Source organism: Actinoplanes sp. NPDC004185, assembly GCF_053603475.1.
Genome location: NZ_JBSGFR010000042.1, coordinates 47,624 through 63,572, shown reverse-complemented (window position 1 = coordinate 63,572; position 15,949 = coordinate 47,624). Strand labels below are relative to the sequence as shown.

General features: G+C 72.5%; 12 protein-coding genes. 5 read left to right on the top strand and 7 right to left on the bottom strand.

All coding sequences use genetic code 11. The features are described 5' to 3' along the window. Positions 1-59 precede the first annotated feature (59 nt). From ACWEOZ_RS33780 to ACWEOZ_RS33760, 5 genes are read right to left on the bottom strand one after another with little or no spacing between them, the layout of a single operon-like run. On the bottom strand, positions 60-1,760 hold the full coding sequence (locus ACWEOZ_RS33780) for a CBM35 domain-containing protein (protein ID WP_451914739.1): 1,701 nt from the start codon (positions 1,758-1,760) through the stop codon (positions 60-62). A gap of 38 nt (positions 1,761-1,798) precedes the next feature. Continuing rightward, positions 1,799-3,727 carry a glycoside hydrolase family 127 protein gene (locus ACWEOZ_RS33775; RefSeq protein WP_451914738.1) on the bottom strand — a complete coding sequence of 643 codons (1,929 nt, stop codon included), beginning with the start codon at positions 3,725-3,727 and terminating at the stop codon, positions 1,799-1,801. Between the two features lie 11 nt (positions 3,728-3,738). Next, complete coding sequence (locus tag ACWEOZ_RS33770; RefSeq protein WP_451914737.1) at positions 3,739-4,548, bottom strand: carbohydrate ABC transporter permease; 810 nt, start codon at positions 4,546-4,548, stop codon at positions 3,739-3,741. Then, positions 4,545-5,501, bottom strand: coding sequence for a carbohydrate ABC transporter permease (locus ACWEOZ_RS33765; RefSeq protein WP_451914736.1), 957 nt, complete (start codon positions 5,499-5,501; stop codon positions 4,545-4,547). Before ACWEOZ_RS33765 ends, ACWEOZ_RS33770 begins: the two co-directional genes overlap by 4 nt. A gap of 2 nt (positions 5,502-5,503) precedes the next feature. Then, entirely contained in the window at positions 5,504-6,763 is a 1,260-nt protein-coding gene (locus ACWEOZ_RS33760) for a sugar ABC transporter substrate-binding protein (protein WP_451914735.1), read from the bottom strand. 152 nt (positions 6,764-6,915) lie between these two features. On the opposite strand from ACWEOZ_RS33760, the gene ACWEOZ_RS33755 reads away from it, so the two are divergent. After that, positions 6,916-7,914: a LacI family DNA-binding transcriptional regulator gene (locus ACWEOZ_RS33755; RefSeq protein WP_451914755.1), complete on the top strand. Its 999-nt coding sequence runs from the start codon at positions 6,916-6,918 to the stop codon at positions 7,912-7,914. 11 nt (positions 7,915-7,925) lie between these two features. On the opposite strand, the gene ACWEOZ_RS33750 is transcribed toward ACWEOZ_RS33755, so the two are convergent. Together ACWEOZ_RS33750 and ACWEOZ_RS33745 are read right to left on the bottom strand one after the other, a co-directional pair. Next, on the bottom strand, positions 7,926-8,594 hold the full coding sequence (locus ACWEOZ_RS33750; RefSeq protein ID WP_451914734.1) for a response regulator: 669 nt from the start codon (positions 8,592-8,594) through the stop codon (positions 7,926-7,928). Next, positions 8,591-9,700, bottom strand: a complete 1,110-nt coding sequence (locus ACWEOZ_RS33745) for a histidine kinase (protein WP_451914733.1) — start codon at positions 9,698-9,700, stop codon at positions 8,591-8,593. The genes ACWEOZ_RS33750 and ACWEOZ_RS33745 overlap by 4 nt, the downstream gene beginning before the upstream one ends. Positions 9,701-9,914: 214 nt before the next feature. On the opposite strand from ACWEOZ_RS33745, the gene ACWEOZ_RS33740 reads away from it, so the two are divergent. The 4 genes from ACWEOZ_RS33740 (at position 9,915) to ACWEOZ_RS33725 (ending at position 15,901) form a co-directional block, all read left to right on the top strand. Further along, positions 9,915-12,092: an MMPL family transporter gene (locus ACWEOZ_RS33740; protein WP_451914732.1), complete on the top strand. Its 2,178-nt coding sequence runs from the start codon at positions 9,915-9,917 to the stop codon at positions 12,090-12,092. Between the two features lie 23 nt (positions 12,093-12,115). Next, positions 12,116-12,550: a DUF6220 domain-containing protein gene (locus tag ACWEOZ_RS33735; protein WP_451914731.1), complete on the top strand. Its 435-nt coding sequence runs from the start codon at positions 12,116-12,118 to the stop codon at positions 12,548-12,550. Continuing rightward, positions 12,547-14,349 (top strand): multicopper oxidase family protein, encoded by a 1,803-nt coding sequence (locus ACWEOZ_RS33730; RefSeq protein ID WP_451914730.1) that lies wholly within the window; start codon positions 12,547-12,549, stop codon positions 14,347-14,349. Before ACWEOZ_RS33735 ends, ACWEOZ_RS33730 begins: the two co-directional genes overlap by 4 nt. A 379-nt stretch (positions 14,350-14,728) precedes the next feature. Next, entirely contained in the window at positions 14,729-15,901 is a 1,173-nt protein-coding gene (locus ACWEOZ_RS33725) for a cytochrome P450 (RefSeq protein WP_451914729.1), read from the top strand. The last annotated feature ends 48 nt before the right edge of the window (positions 15,902-15,949 follow it).

Sequence of the window (15,949 nt, the reverse complement as noted above, 5' to 3'; positions counted from 1 at the left end):
TGAGAACCTACCGTGCACCGGCGCCGGGTCCACCGCGGTGGACCCGGCACCGGCACCGGTCAGCTCAGCTGCACGTAGTCGAGCTCGGCGTAGCCGGTGCGGGCGCTGAGTTGCGGTGCGCCCTTGGCCAGCCGGATGACGTTGTAGCCGGCGCGCAGGTTGACGGTCGTGTTCACCGTCGCGCCGAAGGTGCCCCAGGCGGCTGTCGGTGGATAGCTGACGGTGCTCCAGGCGCCGCCGTTGTAGGCCAGGCCGTGGGTGGCGGTCGCGCCGGTCCCGTTGGCGTAGCCGATGGTCATCGTGTACGCCCGGGCAGCCGGCACGTTCACGAGGAAGTCGACGAACGACTGGTCCCGCGCGGTCGCCGAGCCGTCGATCTGCCCGACGTAGCCGCCGTTGGAGGCGGAGCCGGAGGAGAACCGGTTGGCGTTGACGACCGTGGCGTTCTCGGCCTCGTAGCGCTGCTGCCACGTGGCGGCCCCGCTCGCCGGGGTGATGAGCAGCTGGTACGCCGCCAGCGCGTCCATCCCGTTGACGGGCACGCTGATGCTGCCGTTGACGACGTTGTACGTCGTCGCGGAGACAGTGACCGGGGCGCTCTGGTTGGTGGTGCGCCCGGTGGTGTTGGTACGCGACAGCGTCACCCGTATCTGGGACCCGAGCGCGCCGAGCCCGTTGACCCGTACGGTGTTGTTGCCGCTGTCGCCGCCGAGCACCACGTTGACGAAGCGACGCGTGGGGTCGTACGCGGCGACGCCTTCGAGCCACGAGCCCGGCACGGTCTGCACGATGGTGCCCGCCATGTCGCCGTACCACTTGTAGGCCCAGTACGACGCGGTCGGCGCGTTGTTGTGCAGCAAGCCGTTGACGGTGCCCGCCTCGTACCAGTACGCGCGTTCGGCGGACCGGATGCCGTGCCGCTCGAAGACCGCCATGTAGTGCACCGCGACGCTCGGGATGTCGACCTGGCTCGGTGCGGCGTACTCGTTGATCGAGATCGGCCGGGGGGAGATGCCCAGCGACCGCTCGACCGCCCGGTAGTCGGCGACGTGGGCCCCGACGTTGAGGTAGTCGTCGTTGCCGAGCTCGTGCCACACGATCACGTCCGGCAGCGTGTTGGTGTCCCGGGCGTTGGTGAGGAACTCGACCATCCAGTTGTGGTTGTAGTACGAGTGACTGGGCCCGACGATCGGGGTGAGGGTGTCCAGGGAACGGATCAGCCGGTGGGTGCGGGTCCACCCGGCGGTGAACGCCCCCGCGGCGGCGGTGTTCCAGGTCCAGTCCGGCTCGTTCCACAGCTCCCAGCCGTCGATGTTGGTGGTGCCGGTGGCGTTGAGCCGGGCCTGCACCATCGTGCGGACCTTGGCCTCCCAGTCGGTCCAGCTCACCCAGCGGTACGGGAAGTTCGGGTAGATGTCGGGCATGCGCAGGAACTGCTGGGCGCCCGCGCTGGTGACCTTCCCGGCGACGAGCAGGCCGTCGCAGCACGGCTGGGTGGCGCCGTTGCCGAGCTGCTGGACGCCGGGCGGCGGCTGGGTCAGGTGGTTGAGCCGCAGCGGGTACAGCTGCTCCAGCGGCGGCTTGGTGCCGGTGTCCACGGCGTAGAGACCGCCGGACGCCACGTGGGTGACGGGCCGGACGGGGGTGCCGACGTTGACGGTGAGGGTGTTGCCGGCCGCCTGGGCCGGGCCCGCCAGCGCGCCGGCGGCGGCGAGCGTGAGGACGGTGAGGGCGGCGGCTGCGGTTCTTCGGTGTCGCACGGTGTGCACCTCGATCGTGGGGGAGGGGGAGGAGCGGGTCATGCCTCCGGTGGTGCCGTGGGGATCCAGACCCGCATGGGTCCGGGGGCCCGGTTGGCCCACAGGAAGTAGGGGATGGCCGCGACGGCGCCGGGCGTGGTGGCCGGCGGCTCGTCCTGCGGCCCGGTGCGGTAGAGCGGGACCTCTTCGGCGGGGCGGGCCAGGACCGGGGCCAGCAGGGTCACCGGGGCGAGGGCGTCCTCGCGGTGCACGACCTCGACCGGCCGGGCCGGGTCCAGAGTGAGGTCCTCGAGGACCACGCCGGGCAGGGACACGTCGGCGTGTTCCAGGCAGTAGACCAGCGGGCCGCGGGTGAGCGCCGCTGTGCCGCGTACCGCGTCGATCCGGGGGTGGGGCCGCACCAGCCGGGGCGGCATCGCCAGGGTGAGGACCACCTGGTCGCCGGTCCGCCAGGCCCGGGTCAGCCGCAGGTAGCCGTCCTCGGCGGCGGTCGCGTCGGGCTCGCCGTTGACGGTGAGCCGCGCGTCGGCGCACCAGGACGGCACCCGCAGGGCCAGCGTCCACGGTGTCGCCGCGTCCTCGGTGAGCGAGATCGTGATCTGCTCGTCCCACGGGTAACGGGTGCTCACGTCGACCGGGCCGAACGTGCCGGTGGCGTACAGGTGCAGCTGCAGGCCGCTCTCGTCGCCGGTGGCCAGGTACGCGTGCAGGGACGCCATCAGCCGGGCCAGGTTCGGCGGGCAGCACGCGCACGAGTACCAGCCCAGCCGCTGCGAGGGCGCGTCCTCGTGTGAGCCGTCGTGGCCGGTGCGCAGCTGCAGCGGGTTGGAGTAGAAGAACGAGGTGCCGTCGACCCCGGTGCTGCCGGCGATGCCGTTGTGCAGCAGCCGTTCCATCTCGTCGGCGTACCGGGCGCGGCCGGTGGCCAGCAGCAGCCGCCAGGCCCACTGGAAGCTGCCGATCGCCGCGCAGGTCTCGGCGTAGGCCCGGTCCGGGGGCAGCTCGTACGGGTCGCCGAAGGACTCGTCGCGGTGCCGGGAGCCCTGTCCGCCGGTGAGGTAGGTCTTGCTGCTCAGCGCCGAGTCCCACAGCCGTTCGGCCGCCGTCAGCAGCTCGCTGTCGTGGGTCTCGACGGCCACGTCGACCGCGCCGGCCAGCAGGTAGAGCTGGCGTACGACGTGCCCGGTGACCTCGTCGGCCGTCCGGACCGGCTGGTGGTCCTGGTAGTAGCGCGGTCCCAGCTTGTCCGGCTCGATCAGGCCGTGCCCGCGCCGGTCGACGAAGCGTGCCGCCAGATCGAGGTACGGCTCGTGGCCGGTGAGCCGGTACAGCTCCACGAGGGCGGTCTCGATCTCGGGGTGGCCGCAGATCGCCTCGGTGCCGTCCGGGCCGTACCGCCGTACCAGCAGGTCCGCGAAGCGGCGGGCCACCCCGACCAGCTGCTGGACGGCCGCCGCGTCGGCGCCCGGCGCCCGGGCGGCCGCGACGGCCGCCTGGATCAGGTGCCCGGCGCAGTACATCTCGTGGCTGAAGTGCAGCTCGGTCCACTGCCGGTCGCGGTGGTCGGTCTGGTAGTAGGAGTCCAGGTAGCCGTCCGGATCCTGGGCCTTCTCCAGCAGCGACGCCGTGTCGGCCAGGAAACCGGACAGCCGCGGGCTCAGGGTGCCGGTCCGGCCGAGCTCCCAGGCCGCGGCCTCCAGCGTCTTGTAGACGTCGGTGTCGGCGAACCACATGCCGGCGAAAGCCGCGGGCCCGTCGCCGACGACCCGGCGCAGGTTGGCCAGATTTCCCGCCGTGTCGAGGCTGTCGACGCAGTGCGGCAGGGTGGCGGCGGCGTTGCGGGCCTGCCAGCCGCCGAGCAGGCCGGTCGGCGAGAGGTGGACGGCGTCCGCCGGCAGCGGGTGCAGTGCGGCCACGGCCCGGGCGGTGGGCGCGACGGGACCGGCGGAACGGGTGGGTTCGGTCATCGGGATTGTCCTCAGTCCTTGACGGCGCCGGCCGTGACGCCGGCGGCCACGTAACGCTGCGCCAGGATGAGCAGCAGCGTCGCGGGGATGGAGGCGACCACGGCGGTGGCCATGATGGCGTTCCATTGCTGGTTGTTGTTGCCGATGTAGCGGTAGATGCCGAGCGTGATGGGCTGGTGGTCGGCCCCGCCGGCCAGCGTGGTGGCGAAGACGAAGTCCGACCAGGCCCACAGGAACGCGAACAGCGAGACGGTGACCACGGCGTTGCGGCTGACCGGCAGCACGACCGACCAGAAGGTGCGCAGCGGTCCGGCACCGTCCACGGTGGCGGCCGCGGTCAGCTCGTCCGGGATGCCGGACATGAACGCGGTGAAGATCAGCACGCCGAACGGCACGGCGATGGTCGAGTCGGCCAGGATCAGTCCGGCCGTGCTGTTGAGCACGCCGGCCTTGAGATAGATGGCGTAGAAGCCCATCGCCATGATGATCCCGGGGATCATCTGGGCGATCAGCAGCACGAAGCTGAGCGCGCCGCCGCCGCGCGGGCGCAGTTTGGCCAGCGAGTAGCCGGCCGGGGCGGACAGCACGACGGTGAGCAGGACGGTGCCGAGCCCGACGAGCAGGCTGGTGCCGAGGTACGGCAGCTGCTGGTCCAGCACCGCGCGGTAGCCCTCGAGGGTGGCGTCGAACGGGAACACGTGCGGGGGGCTGGCCCGCATGTCGGTGTCCTTGGTGAACGACACGTTGATCATCCAGTAGACCGGGAACAGCATGATCGCCGTCAGCACGATCCCGATGCCGGTCTTCACGGGCCGGGTCATGCCTGCCGCCGCTGGATCCGGATGTAGATCAGCCCGCACACCAGGGCCATCACGATCAGCAGGTTGCCGACCGCGGCGCCGGGACCGAACTCCGGCAGCAGGTTGCCGAAGCTCAACCGGTACGACCAGGTGGCCAGCGTCGTGGACGAGTCGGTCGGCCCGCCCTTGGTCATGATCCAGATGATGTCGAAGACCTTGAGGGTGTAGACCAGCCCGAGCAGCAGGGTGATCGCCGAGACCGGCCGCAGCAGCGGGAACGTGACCCGCCAGAACGTCGACCAGCCGGACGCGCCGTCCAGCGCCGCCGCCTCGTAGATCTCGCCCGGGATCGCGCGCAGCCCGCTGTAGAGCACCACCAGGTTGAACGGCACGCCGATCCAGATGTTCGCGATGATCACCGAGACCAGCGACCACTGCGGCGAGGTGAGCCAGTTGACCGGGTCCACCCCGAGGACACCGAGCGCGGCGTTGACGATGCCGGAGTCGCTGTTGAGCATCCACGACCAGGTCGAGGCCGAGACGATCAACGGCAACAGCCACGGTACGAGGAACAGCGCCCGCAACGTCGCCGACAGCCGGAAGTTCTGGGCGAAGAACACGGCCAGGGCCATCCCGATGGCGAACTGGAAGACCAGCGACACACCGGTGAACACGACGGTGTGCAGCAACGCCGGCCCGAAGCTGGGATCACCGAAGACCGTGCGGTAGTTGTCCAGCCCGCTGAACGGGGCGTCACCCTGCACGAACGACCGCACGGTGTAGTGCCGCAGGCTCAGATCCAGGTTCCGGTAGAGCGGATAGGCGTAGAAGGCCAGCAGGTACACCACGACCGGCGCGAGGAAACCCCAGGCCGCCAGTTGCCGTGTCCGCCGCGCGCGCCGGGCCGGGGAGGCCCCGGCCCGCACCGGGGCGGTGGTCGCCGCCCCGGTACGGATCGTCGTGTCGTGGGCCATGGCTACTGCGTCGCCGCCGCTGCCGTCGACTGGGCCGCCTTGAGCGCGTCCTGCGGGGACTTGGAGCCGCTCAGCGCGGCCTGGAACGCGGTCCACAGCGGCTGGGAGATCTTCGGGTACTTGGTGCCGAGGTCGTCGCTGGTGCGGCCCTTGGCCGCCTTGACCGCCTCGACCCAGACCTTCAGCTCCGGCGTGGCCGCGACCTGCTTGTCCTGCACGGCCGCGGTGGCCGCGACGTAGGACAGCGTGGTGTCGGTCGTCAGCGCGTTGTCGGCGCTGGTCAGGCAGGCGATCAGCTTCTGCGAGACGGCGTAGCGGGCGGTGTCGGACTGCACCGGCGCGGTGACGAACTCGCCGCCGGTGGGCGCCGGGGCGGTGCCGCCGGCACTCGACGGGATCGCGATGATGCCGTAGTCGAAGCCGGCCTTCTTCGCGTTGGCCAGCTGCCAGGTGCCGTTCTCGCCGAACGCGTAGTCGCCGGTGGCGAACTCCTGCCAGCTCGTGGTCTGGGTGTTGTTGAGCACCGAGTTCGGCGCGTAGCCCTGCTTGAGCCAGCCGGTCCACAGGGTCAGCGCCGAGACGGCCTGCGGGGAGTCGAGCTGGGTCAGCTGGGCGCCGGAGCCCCAGAACCAGGGCAGGAACTGGAAGCTGCCCTCCTCCGTACCGATCGCCGAGAAGGTGATCCCCTTCTTGCCGGACTGCTTCACCTTGCCCAGGGCCGCGGTCAGCGCGGCCCAGTCCTTGATCTGGGCCGGGTCGACCCCGGCCTTGGTCAGCACGTCCTTGTTGTAGTAGAGCGCGAGCGTGTTGGCACCGATCGGGATGCCGAAGGTCTTGCCGCCGCTCTGCCCGGCCGCCAGCAGGTTCGGCTCGACGCCGGTGGTGTCGAGCTTGGACTCCTCGGTGGTGGTCAGCGCGCCGGCCTCGGCCAGGGTGGAGACCACCGGGTTGTCGACGATCAGCACGTCGGGGGAGTTGTCCTGCTGGGCGGCGAGCAGCGCCTTGTTGGTCAGGTCGGTGGTGTCGTAGCCGGTCCGCTTGACGGTGACCCCGGCGTCGGTGCCGCACTTGGTCAGCAGCTTCACCCACTCCGAGCTGTCGTCGAACTGCGGATACGGATCCCAGATCGTGTAGGTGCCGCTCGCCGCGTCCGAGGAACCCGAACCGGAGTCGGAGGACGAGCAGGCGACGGTGAGGCAGGCGGTCAGGGTCAGTGCGGCAGCGACGCCGAGCCGTCGGCGGTTGCCGGGGGAAAGTCTCATCAGGTGCCCCTTGGGCCAGGGAGGGAGGAAACAAGGAAAACGATTGCCTTGAAGTTAGGGAGCACCTTGCGGCCATGTCAAGGGCTGATTACCGTGTGGTTACGCCGATCGCGAAAGCGCGGCAGGAAAACCTGGAGGAAACACTGACCACCATCGGACGGGCCGTCACCATCGCCGAGGTCGCCGCGCTGGCCGGGGTCTCCGTCGGCACCGCCTCCAAGGCCCTCAACGGCCGCGGCAGCCTGCGCCCGGAGACCCGGCAACGGGTCCGGGAAGCCGCCGACCGGCTCGGTTTCGTGGCCAACGCGGCGGCGCGCAGCCTGCACTCCGGGCGCACGTACACGGTCGGCATGATCACCACCGACAGCATCGGCCGGTTCAGCATCCCGTTGCTGATCGGCGCCGAGGACGCCCTGGGCGCCGGCCAGGTCTCGGTGTTCCTCTGCGACGCCCGCGACGACCCGATCCGCGAGCAGTACTACCTGCGGACGCTGCTGAGCCGCAACGTCGACGGCATCATCGTCACCGGCCGGCGCACCCAGGCCCGCGCCCCGATCGCCGCCGGCCTGCACGTGCCGGTGGTGTACGCGTTCATCAGCTCGGCCGACCCGCAGGACTGCTCGGTGGTCCCCGACGAGGCGGACGGCGCGCGCCGGGCGGTGCGGCACCTGCTGTCGACCGGCCGGCGCCGGATCGCGCACGTGACCGGGCCCGAGCACCACCACTCGGCGACGGTCCGGGCCGCCGCCACCGAGCAGACCCTGCGCGGCGAGGGCCTCGACCTGGCGCTGCCGGTGCTGTTCGGCGAATGGAGCGAGGCCTGGGGCCGGCAGGCGGCCGGCCTGCTGCTGGCCGCCGGCGCGGACGTCGACGCCATCTTCTGCGGCAGCGACCAGATCGCCCGCGGGGTCGCCGAGGCGCTGCGCGAGGCCGGCCGGGCCATCCCCGGCGACGTCGCCCTGGTCGGCTTCGACAACTGGGACGTCATGGTCGACGGCTGCCGCCCGGCGCTGACCAGCGTCGACATGGACCTCGAGGGCATCGGCCGGTCAGCCGCGGAGCTGCTGCTCGCGGCGATCAACGGCGATCCGGTACGCGGCGAGCGCACCCGGCCCTGCCGGCTGGTCCCGCGCGCCTCGACGGCCCGCTGACCCGGGCGGGCTCAGCCGGTGCGCGGAGTGACCAGACCGGACTCGTAGGCCAGGACCACGAGCTGGGCCCGGTCGCGGGCGTGCAGCTTGGCCATCGCCCGGTTGATGTGGGTCTTGGCGGTCAGCGGGCTGATCACCAGGCGCTCGGCGATCTGGTCGTTGGACAGCCCCTGGGCCACCAGCGCGACGGCCTCGCGTTCGCGGTTGGTCAGCTCCTTGAGCTGCGCGCCGGCACCGGTGCCGGCGCGGCGCGGCTCGGTGACATAACGGCTGATCAGCTTGCGGGTGATCGACGGGGCCAGCAACGCGTCCCCGCGCGCGGCGACCCGGACGGCGTGCAGGAAGTCCTCCGGCACGATGTCCTTGACGAGGAACCCGGCGGCGCCGGCGCGCAGCGCGTCGAAGACGTACTCGTCCAGGCCGTAGTTGGTCAGGATGACCACGTGCACCCCGGCCAGATCCGGGTCGGCGGCGATGCGCCGGGTCGTCTCGATGCCGTCCAGCACCGGCATCTGGATGTCGAGCAGGGCGATGTCCGGCCGGTGCTCGCGGGCCAGGGCCAGGCCCTGCCGGCCGTCGGCCGCCTCGGCCACCACCTCGATGTCGTCCTCCACGTCGAGCAGCGCGCGGAAACCGCTGCGCAGCAACGGCTGGTCGTCGACCAGCAGGACCCGGATCACGCGGTCCGGTCCACGGGCAGCTCGGCCTGCACGGTGAAGCCGCCCCCGGTGCGGGGCTCCGCGCGCAGGCGCCCGCCCAGGGCGGTGACCCGCTCGCGCATCCCGAGCAGCCCGACGCCGGGCGTCGGGGCACTGCCCGGCGTGGCCCGGCCGTCGTCGTCGACCTGGATCGCCAGGCCCTCCGGGCGGTAGTGGATGCGGACCGACGCGGTCGCGGCGGCGGCGTGCCGGGCGATGTTGGTGAGCGACTCCTGCACGATCCGGTACGCGGTGCGGTCCACCGCCGCCGGCACGTCGTGCCGGGCTCCCTCGATCGTCAGCGTCGCGTCCAGTCCGGACGCCCGGGCCCGCTCCACCAGCTCCGGGACGTGACCGACACCCTGCGGCGGGGCGGTGCCGTCGTCGCGCAACGCCTCCAACGTCGCCCGCAGCTCCCGGGTCGCCTCCCGGCCGGCCTCGCGGATGGCCAGCAGCGACTCCGGCACCTCCTCGCCCCGCTTGCGGGCCACGTGCACGGCGGCCTCGGCCTGCACCTTGATCACCGAGATCTGGTGGGTGAGCGAGTCGTGCAGCTCCCGCGCGATGTGCAGCCGCTCCTCGTCGGCGCGGCGCCGCGCGGTCTCCTCCCGCGTACGTTCGGCCTCGTCCGCCCGCCGCTCGGCCTGCCGCAATGCCTCACCCGCGGCGCCGGCCGCGATCAGCCAGGCGAGCTCCAGGGCACTGCGGGCCCGGGCGAACGCCTCACTCAGGTCGTGCAAGGACACCAGGGCCGCGAACGGCAGCGCGGCCAGCATGGCCACCGACACCACGATCGTGAGCCTGCGGTGCCCGGCCCGGACGGCGGCGTACACGGCGAACAGGTACGCCACGGCGGGCACGTCGAAGCCGGCCGCCTGCCAGCCCACCGCGCACAACCCGGTGACGACCAGCACCGGTACGGGAGCCCGCCGGCGCGCGGCCAGCGCCAGGCCGGCCACGACCAGCAGCACATGGCCCAGCGGGTCGAGATCCGTGGCCGGCCGGCCGGACAGCCCTCCGGTCAGCAGTGCCGCCGCGATGCCGACGGCGATCGCCCAGTCGGTGACCGCGGCCCGTCTCCTGCTCATGGCCGCACCCTAGCCGCAAAGTGGCCGCGAGCGAGTCCTGCCCGGGGACGAGCGCAGGACTACCGCAGCCGCGGTACGCGCGGCGTTTCTGCTGCGTCCGCGGCAGCCGGATGCGGCACCGGTGGCACCGCGAAGTGTCTGCCGCTGCCGGACGACCCGCGCCGCTGCCGGCGACAGGATCAGGCGACATCCGCCGAACCCGAGGAGCGCGACGATGCCCACCGAGACCCCACCCGCGGACGGCGCCTTGGCCCGGCTGGCCCGCTTCTGCTACCGGCGCCGCCGCCTGGTGCTGCTGACCTGGATCCTCGGGGTGCTCGCCGTGTCGGTCCTGGGCTTCGGCTTCGGCGCGGACGCCGACAACGCGTACTCCGGGGGCGGGTCGGACTCGGCCAAGGCCCAAGCGCTGATCGAGCAGCACTTCCCGCAGCAGCGGGGTGACACGCTGACCCTCGCCGTCCGGGCCGATCGGGGGATCGACGACCCGGCCACCCGGCAGCGGATCGAGCAGGTCCTCGCCGAGCTGGACGCCGCCGCGGTCACCGGTCCGGTGGTCTCGCCGTACGCGGACCCGGCGCTGGTGACACCGGACCGCCGGATCGCCCGCACGACCATCCCGCTGACCGGCCGGGAGCTGCCCAAGGCCGACGTCGTGCCGCTGGTGGACGCGGTCAAGGCGGCCTCCGGGGACGGGCTGACGCTGGGGCTGGGCGGGGAGGCGGCGGAGAAGGCCGAGACGCCGCCGCAGGGCCCGGCCGAGGGCGTGGGTCTGCTGGCCGCGGCGGTGATCCTGTTCATCGCGTTCGGGTCGCTGGTGGCGATGGGCCTGCCGATCGTCACCGGGCTGCTGGCCGTGATCGGCGGCGTGGCCCTGATGAAGATCGTGGGGCACGTGGTGCCGGCGCCGGACTTCACCGTGCTCGTCGCCGTGCTGATCGGCCTCGGCGTCGGCATCGACTACGCGCTGTTCATCCTCACCCGCTACAAGGACGGCCTGCGGGACAGCGGCGATCCCGAGGACGCCGCGGTCAAGGCCATCACCACCGCGGGTCACGCTGTGCTGTTCGCCGGCACGACGGTGCTGATCGCGCTGCTGGGCCTGATCGCCATGGGACAGCGGATGATGACCGGCGTGGCCATCGGCGCCTCGGTGACCGTGCTGGTGACGATGGTCGCCGCGGTGACCCTGCTGCCGGCGTTCCTCGGCTTCACCGGCCACAAGATCAACTCGTTGCGGCTGCCGCGCCGCACGCCGCGCACCCGCCGGGCCGCGGGCGTCCCGCCGCGGGAACGCCGGGCCCCCGCCGAGCGCTGGGCCGGCGTGGTGCAGCGCCGGCCGGTCGTCGCCGCGCTGCTGGCCGGCGCGCTGCTGCTGGTGCTCGCCGTGCCCGCGCTGTCGATGCGGCTCAGCCTGCCCGACGCCAGCGTCCAGCCGCACGACCGCGGCAGCTACACCTCGTACGAGATCATCTCCGAGGGCTTCGGCCCCGGCTACGGCGCGCCGCTGATCTTCGCCATCCGGATCGGCTCGCCGGACACCGACCTGGAACCCGTCGTCGCGGCGGTCCGCGCGACCGAGGGTATCGCCTACGCCACGCCGCCCCGGGTCAGCCAGGACGGGCAGGCCGCCACCTTCATGGCCTTCCCCCGGACCGGGTACCAGGACGAGGCGACCACGGAGCTGGTGCACGAGCTGCGCGACGTCGTCCTGCCCCGGGCCTCCGGCGGTGGCGAGGTCTCCATCGGTGGCCCGAACGCCGCCACCGTCGACTTCGCCGAGGAGGTGAGCTCGCGCCTGCCCCTGATGATCGGCGTCGTCATCGTGCTGTCCCTGCTGCTGCTGATCGCGCTGGTCCGCTCGGTCACGATCGCGCTGCAGGCCGCGGTGATGAACCTGCTGTCGATCGGAGCCGCGTACGGCGTCCTGGTCGCGGTCGTGCAGTGGGGCTGGCTGGGCACCGCGCTCGGGTTCCCCACCGGCATGCCGATCACCACCTGGGTGCCGATGATGATGTTCCCGCTGCTGTTCGGCCTGTCGATGGACTACGAGGTCTTCCTGATCTCGCGGATCCGCGAGGAGTACGAGCGCACCGGCGACACCCGCCGGGCCGTGACCCGGGGCCTGGCCCGGACCGCGAAGGTCATCACGGCCGCCGCCGCCATCATGATCGCCGTCTTCACCACCGCCCTGCTCGGCCCGGACGTCTCGGTCAAGCAGATCGGCCTGGGCATGGCCGTCGCGGTGCTGATCGACGCCACCGTCGTCCGGATGGTCCTCGTTCCCGCGGTGATGGAGCTGTGCGGCGACGCCAACTGGTGGATGCCCGGCCGCCGGGCACCGCGAGCGGTCCCGCCGGCCCCGGCCGGCCTCCGTGAAGACGCCACAGTCTGATCGTCCTGCGAGGAGTGGTCCGGATGCGCAAGGTCTTCGTGATCAGCAGCGCGCTCGTCGTGATCGTCGTGCTGACCCAGTTCTACCTGGCCGGGGTCGGCGGGTTCAGCCGGCCGGCCACCACCGACTCGTGGACGGCCCACCGCGCCGGCGCCCTGGCCGTCCTGGTGGCGGTGCTGATCAACATCGCCGTCGCGGCGCTGGCCCGGGCCGGCGGGCGGACCGTCGCGTTCGCCGCGCTGCCGCTCGGGCTGGTCGTCCTGCAGTTCATCCTGGTCGCGCTGAGCAACGCGCTGGGCGGCAGCCAGGACGACCGCACCGGTCTGCCGCTGTGCGTCGTCGCCCTGCACGTGCTCAACGGCCTGGCCATCCTCGGCACCGCGGTCACCGGCCTGAGGAACGCCCGCCGCCTCTCCGCCGGGGCGGTCACCGGAACGCCGCGAACCCACGCGGCATGAGCGTGGCACTCGTTTTCGACCTGCTCCTGCTGGTCGTCACGGCCGGCCTGTGGGTGGCGGCCTGGCCGTTGCGCGACGCGCGGGCCGGAACCCCGGTGCTGATCGCGGCCGTGCTGGCCACCGTGGCGCGGGCCGCCGTGGTGGTCGTGCTCGGCCGGGCCGGCTGGTGGTTCCTGCCGGACCGGCTGGTGACCGCGGTTCCGCTGACGCTGCTGGCCGCGGTGACCGGGATCGCGGTGGCCCGGCGCCGGAAACCCGCGGCGCCGATGCTGATCGCCGCGGCGTACCTGGCGGTCGCCGGCCTGGCCATGCAGCTGCTGGTCGGATATCCGGTCACGGCCGGCGGGCTCCTGGTCGTCCTCGGACCCGGCGCGGCGGCTCTGCTGGTCCGGCGGCTGCGGGTCCGGGCGGCCCGGATCGCGGTGGTGGCCGCCGCGGCCTTCGCGGTGCTGGCGGCGGGGGTAACGGCCGCCGCCGGCAGCCGGTTGCCCGACCGGCTCGACCACCACGCCGGGCACGGCGTGTCCGTCGCCGACCTGCGGGGCCCGGACCGCCCGCCGACCCGCAGCTTCACGCTCACCGCCCGCGCCGCGGCGGTGACCCTGCCCTCGGGCAAGACGGTGGACGCGTGGACCTTCAACGGCCGGGTGCCGGGCCCCGAACTGCGGGTGACCCAGGGCGACCTCGTCGAGGTGGCCCTGCGCAACGAACTGCCGGACACCGGGGTCACCCTGCACTGGCACGGCTACGACGTACCGGCCGGCGAGGACGGCGTCGCCGGGGTCACCCAGGACGCGGTCCCGCCGGGCGGCACGTTCACCTACCGGTTCGCGGCCGAGGACGCCGGCACCTACTGGTACCACTCGCATGAGCTGTCCAGCACGGCCGTCCGTAAAGGTCTGTACGGCACCCTGGTGGTGGCCCCCGCCGGGACCCGGCCGGCGGAGACGGACCTCGCCCTGCCCGTGCACCGGTTCGACGGCGGCGTGACCGTCCTCGGCGGATCGGACCGGCGCGAGAACCGGGACGTGCCCGCGGGCCGGCCGGTCCGGCTGCGGCTGATCAACACCGACAACACCGCGCACCGGGTGGCGATCGGCGGTACGCCGTACACCGTCGGTGCGATCGACGGCCGGGACCTCCACGGTCCAACCCCGTTGACGGCCGCGACCACGCTGCGGTTCCCCGCCGGAGGACGCTACGACGTGCTGTTCACCATGCCCGCCGGGGCCGTGCACGTCATGATGGACGGGCGGGACTCCGAGGGACTGCTGCTGGGCGCGGGCGCGGCCCCGCCGCACCCGGACGGCACCGAGCTGGACATCACCCGCTACGGCACGCCCGCCCCCGGACCGTTCGCCCGCTACGACAAGGACTACACCCTGGTGCTGGACCGGCTCCTCCGGTTCCTGAACGGGGTGCCCGGGTACGCGTACACGGTCAACGGCGACGTCTACCCCGACATCGCGCCGCTCATAGTGGATGAGGGTGACGCCGTACGCATCACGGTGGTCAACCGCGGCACCGACAGCCATCCGATGCACCTGCACGGCCACCACGTGCTGATGCTGTCCCGCAACGGGCGACCGGTGAGCGGCAGTCCGCTGTGGCTGGACACCTTCGACGTGCTGCCGGGGGAGGTGTGGCAGGTCGCGTTCCGGGCCGACAATCCCGGGATCTGGCTCGACCACTGCCACAACCTGCCGCACGCCCGGCAGGGGATGGTGCTGCACGTGGCGTACCGGGGGGTGACGTCACCGTTCGCCGTCGGCCGGCGCACCCCGAACCATCCCGAATGAGCGTCCCGGACCGCTACCGTCCGGGGGATGGGCGACGCGTTTCGCTGCACCGCCCGCCTCGAATTCGACCTCTTGTAAGATGCTTGCCGTAGCCCACCAGGAGATCGTTGTGGAAGAAATCGACTTCCCGACCTGGGACGCGCCGGGATTCGGACAGCCGACTGTCTTGCGGATCAACGGACCTTCGATCCGGGCGCGGCGCTTCGAGATACCAGCTTCCGGCGACTGGGCCGTAACTGCCGTCGATTCCGAATATCGGGTCAGTGTGGCCGGGAGCAGTGGAGTGCGTATTCCGAATCTGGAGACAGCCGACTTGACCTTCTGGGAGGAGGAGCTTCGCCGGCAGATCGCCGAGGGGCGTGGGGATTACCGTGCGGGGGTGGACGTCGACTTCACCGATCCCGGCTTCGTGCGTGATCCGTACCCGCAGCTGGCCCGGCTGCGCGAGCAAGCGCCGGTCACCTGGCACGCCCCGACCGGCCGGTGGCTGGCCGCCGGGCACGCCGCCGTCGAGGGCGTGCTGCGCGACCGCCGCCTCGGCCGGTTCTGGCGCGACCGTGAGCCCGCCGCGGTCTACGAGCCGTTCAACCTGCTGCACCGCAACCAGATGATGGAGAACGAACCGCCGGTGCACACCCGGCTGCGGTCGCTGGTCGCCCGGGCCTTCACCCGCGGGCACGTCGAGCGGCTGGCCCCGGCCGTCGCCGCCGAGGCCGCCGCACTGCTGGCCGCCACCGGCCCGGAGTTCGACCTGCTGGCCGAGGTCGCCGAGCCGCTCGCCGTCACGGTCATCGCCGAGCTGCTCGGAGTGCCGCCGGCCGACCGGCATCGGCTGCGGCCGTGGTCGGCGGCGATCGTGCGGATGTACGAGGTGTCGCCGGCCCCGCAGACCGAGGCGGCGGCCCTGACCGCGAGCCAGGAGTTCGCCGACTACCTGCGCGACCTGGCCGAACGCCGCCGGGCCGAGCCGCGCGACGACCTTGTCAGCCGGCTGGTGGCGGTCCGCGACGGCACCGACCGGCTCTCCGCCGACGAGCTGGTGGCCTCGGCGATCCTGCTGCTCAACGCCGGCCACGAGGCCTCGGTGAACGCGCTCGGCGGCGGCATGGTGGCCCTGCTGCGGCATCCGGACCAGCTCGCACGGCTGCGCGCCGACCGCCGGCTCGTCCCCACCGCGGCCGAGGAGATGATCCGGTACGACCCGCCGCTGCACATGTTCATCCGGACCGCGGCCGCCGACGTCGAGCTGGCCGGAGTCACCATCCCGGCCGGCGCCGAGGTGGCCGCGCTGCTCGGTGCGGCCAACCGCGACCCGGCCGTGTTCGCCGACCCGGACACGTTCGACGTGGGCCGCGACCCCAATCCGCACGTGGGCTTCGGCGCCGGCCTGCACTTCTGCCTCGGCGCGCCGCTGGCCCGCCTGGAGCTGCGGACGGCCGTGGCCGCCCTGCTCGACCACGCACCCCGCCTGGAGCTGGCCGCGGAGCCGGTCCAGCGGCCCACTTTCGTCCTGCGCGGTTACACCGCCGTCCACCTGACCACCCGGCCGTAGCCGCACCTGAAGAGAACCGTAAGCGCGCCCGGACATGATCAGGAGGTC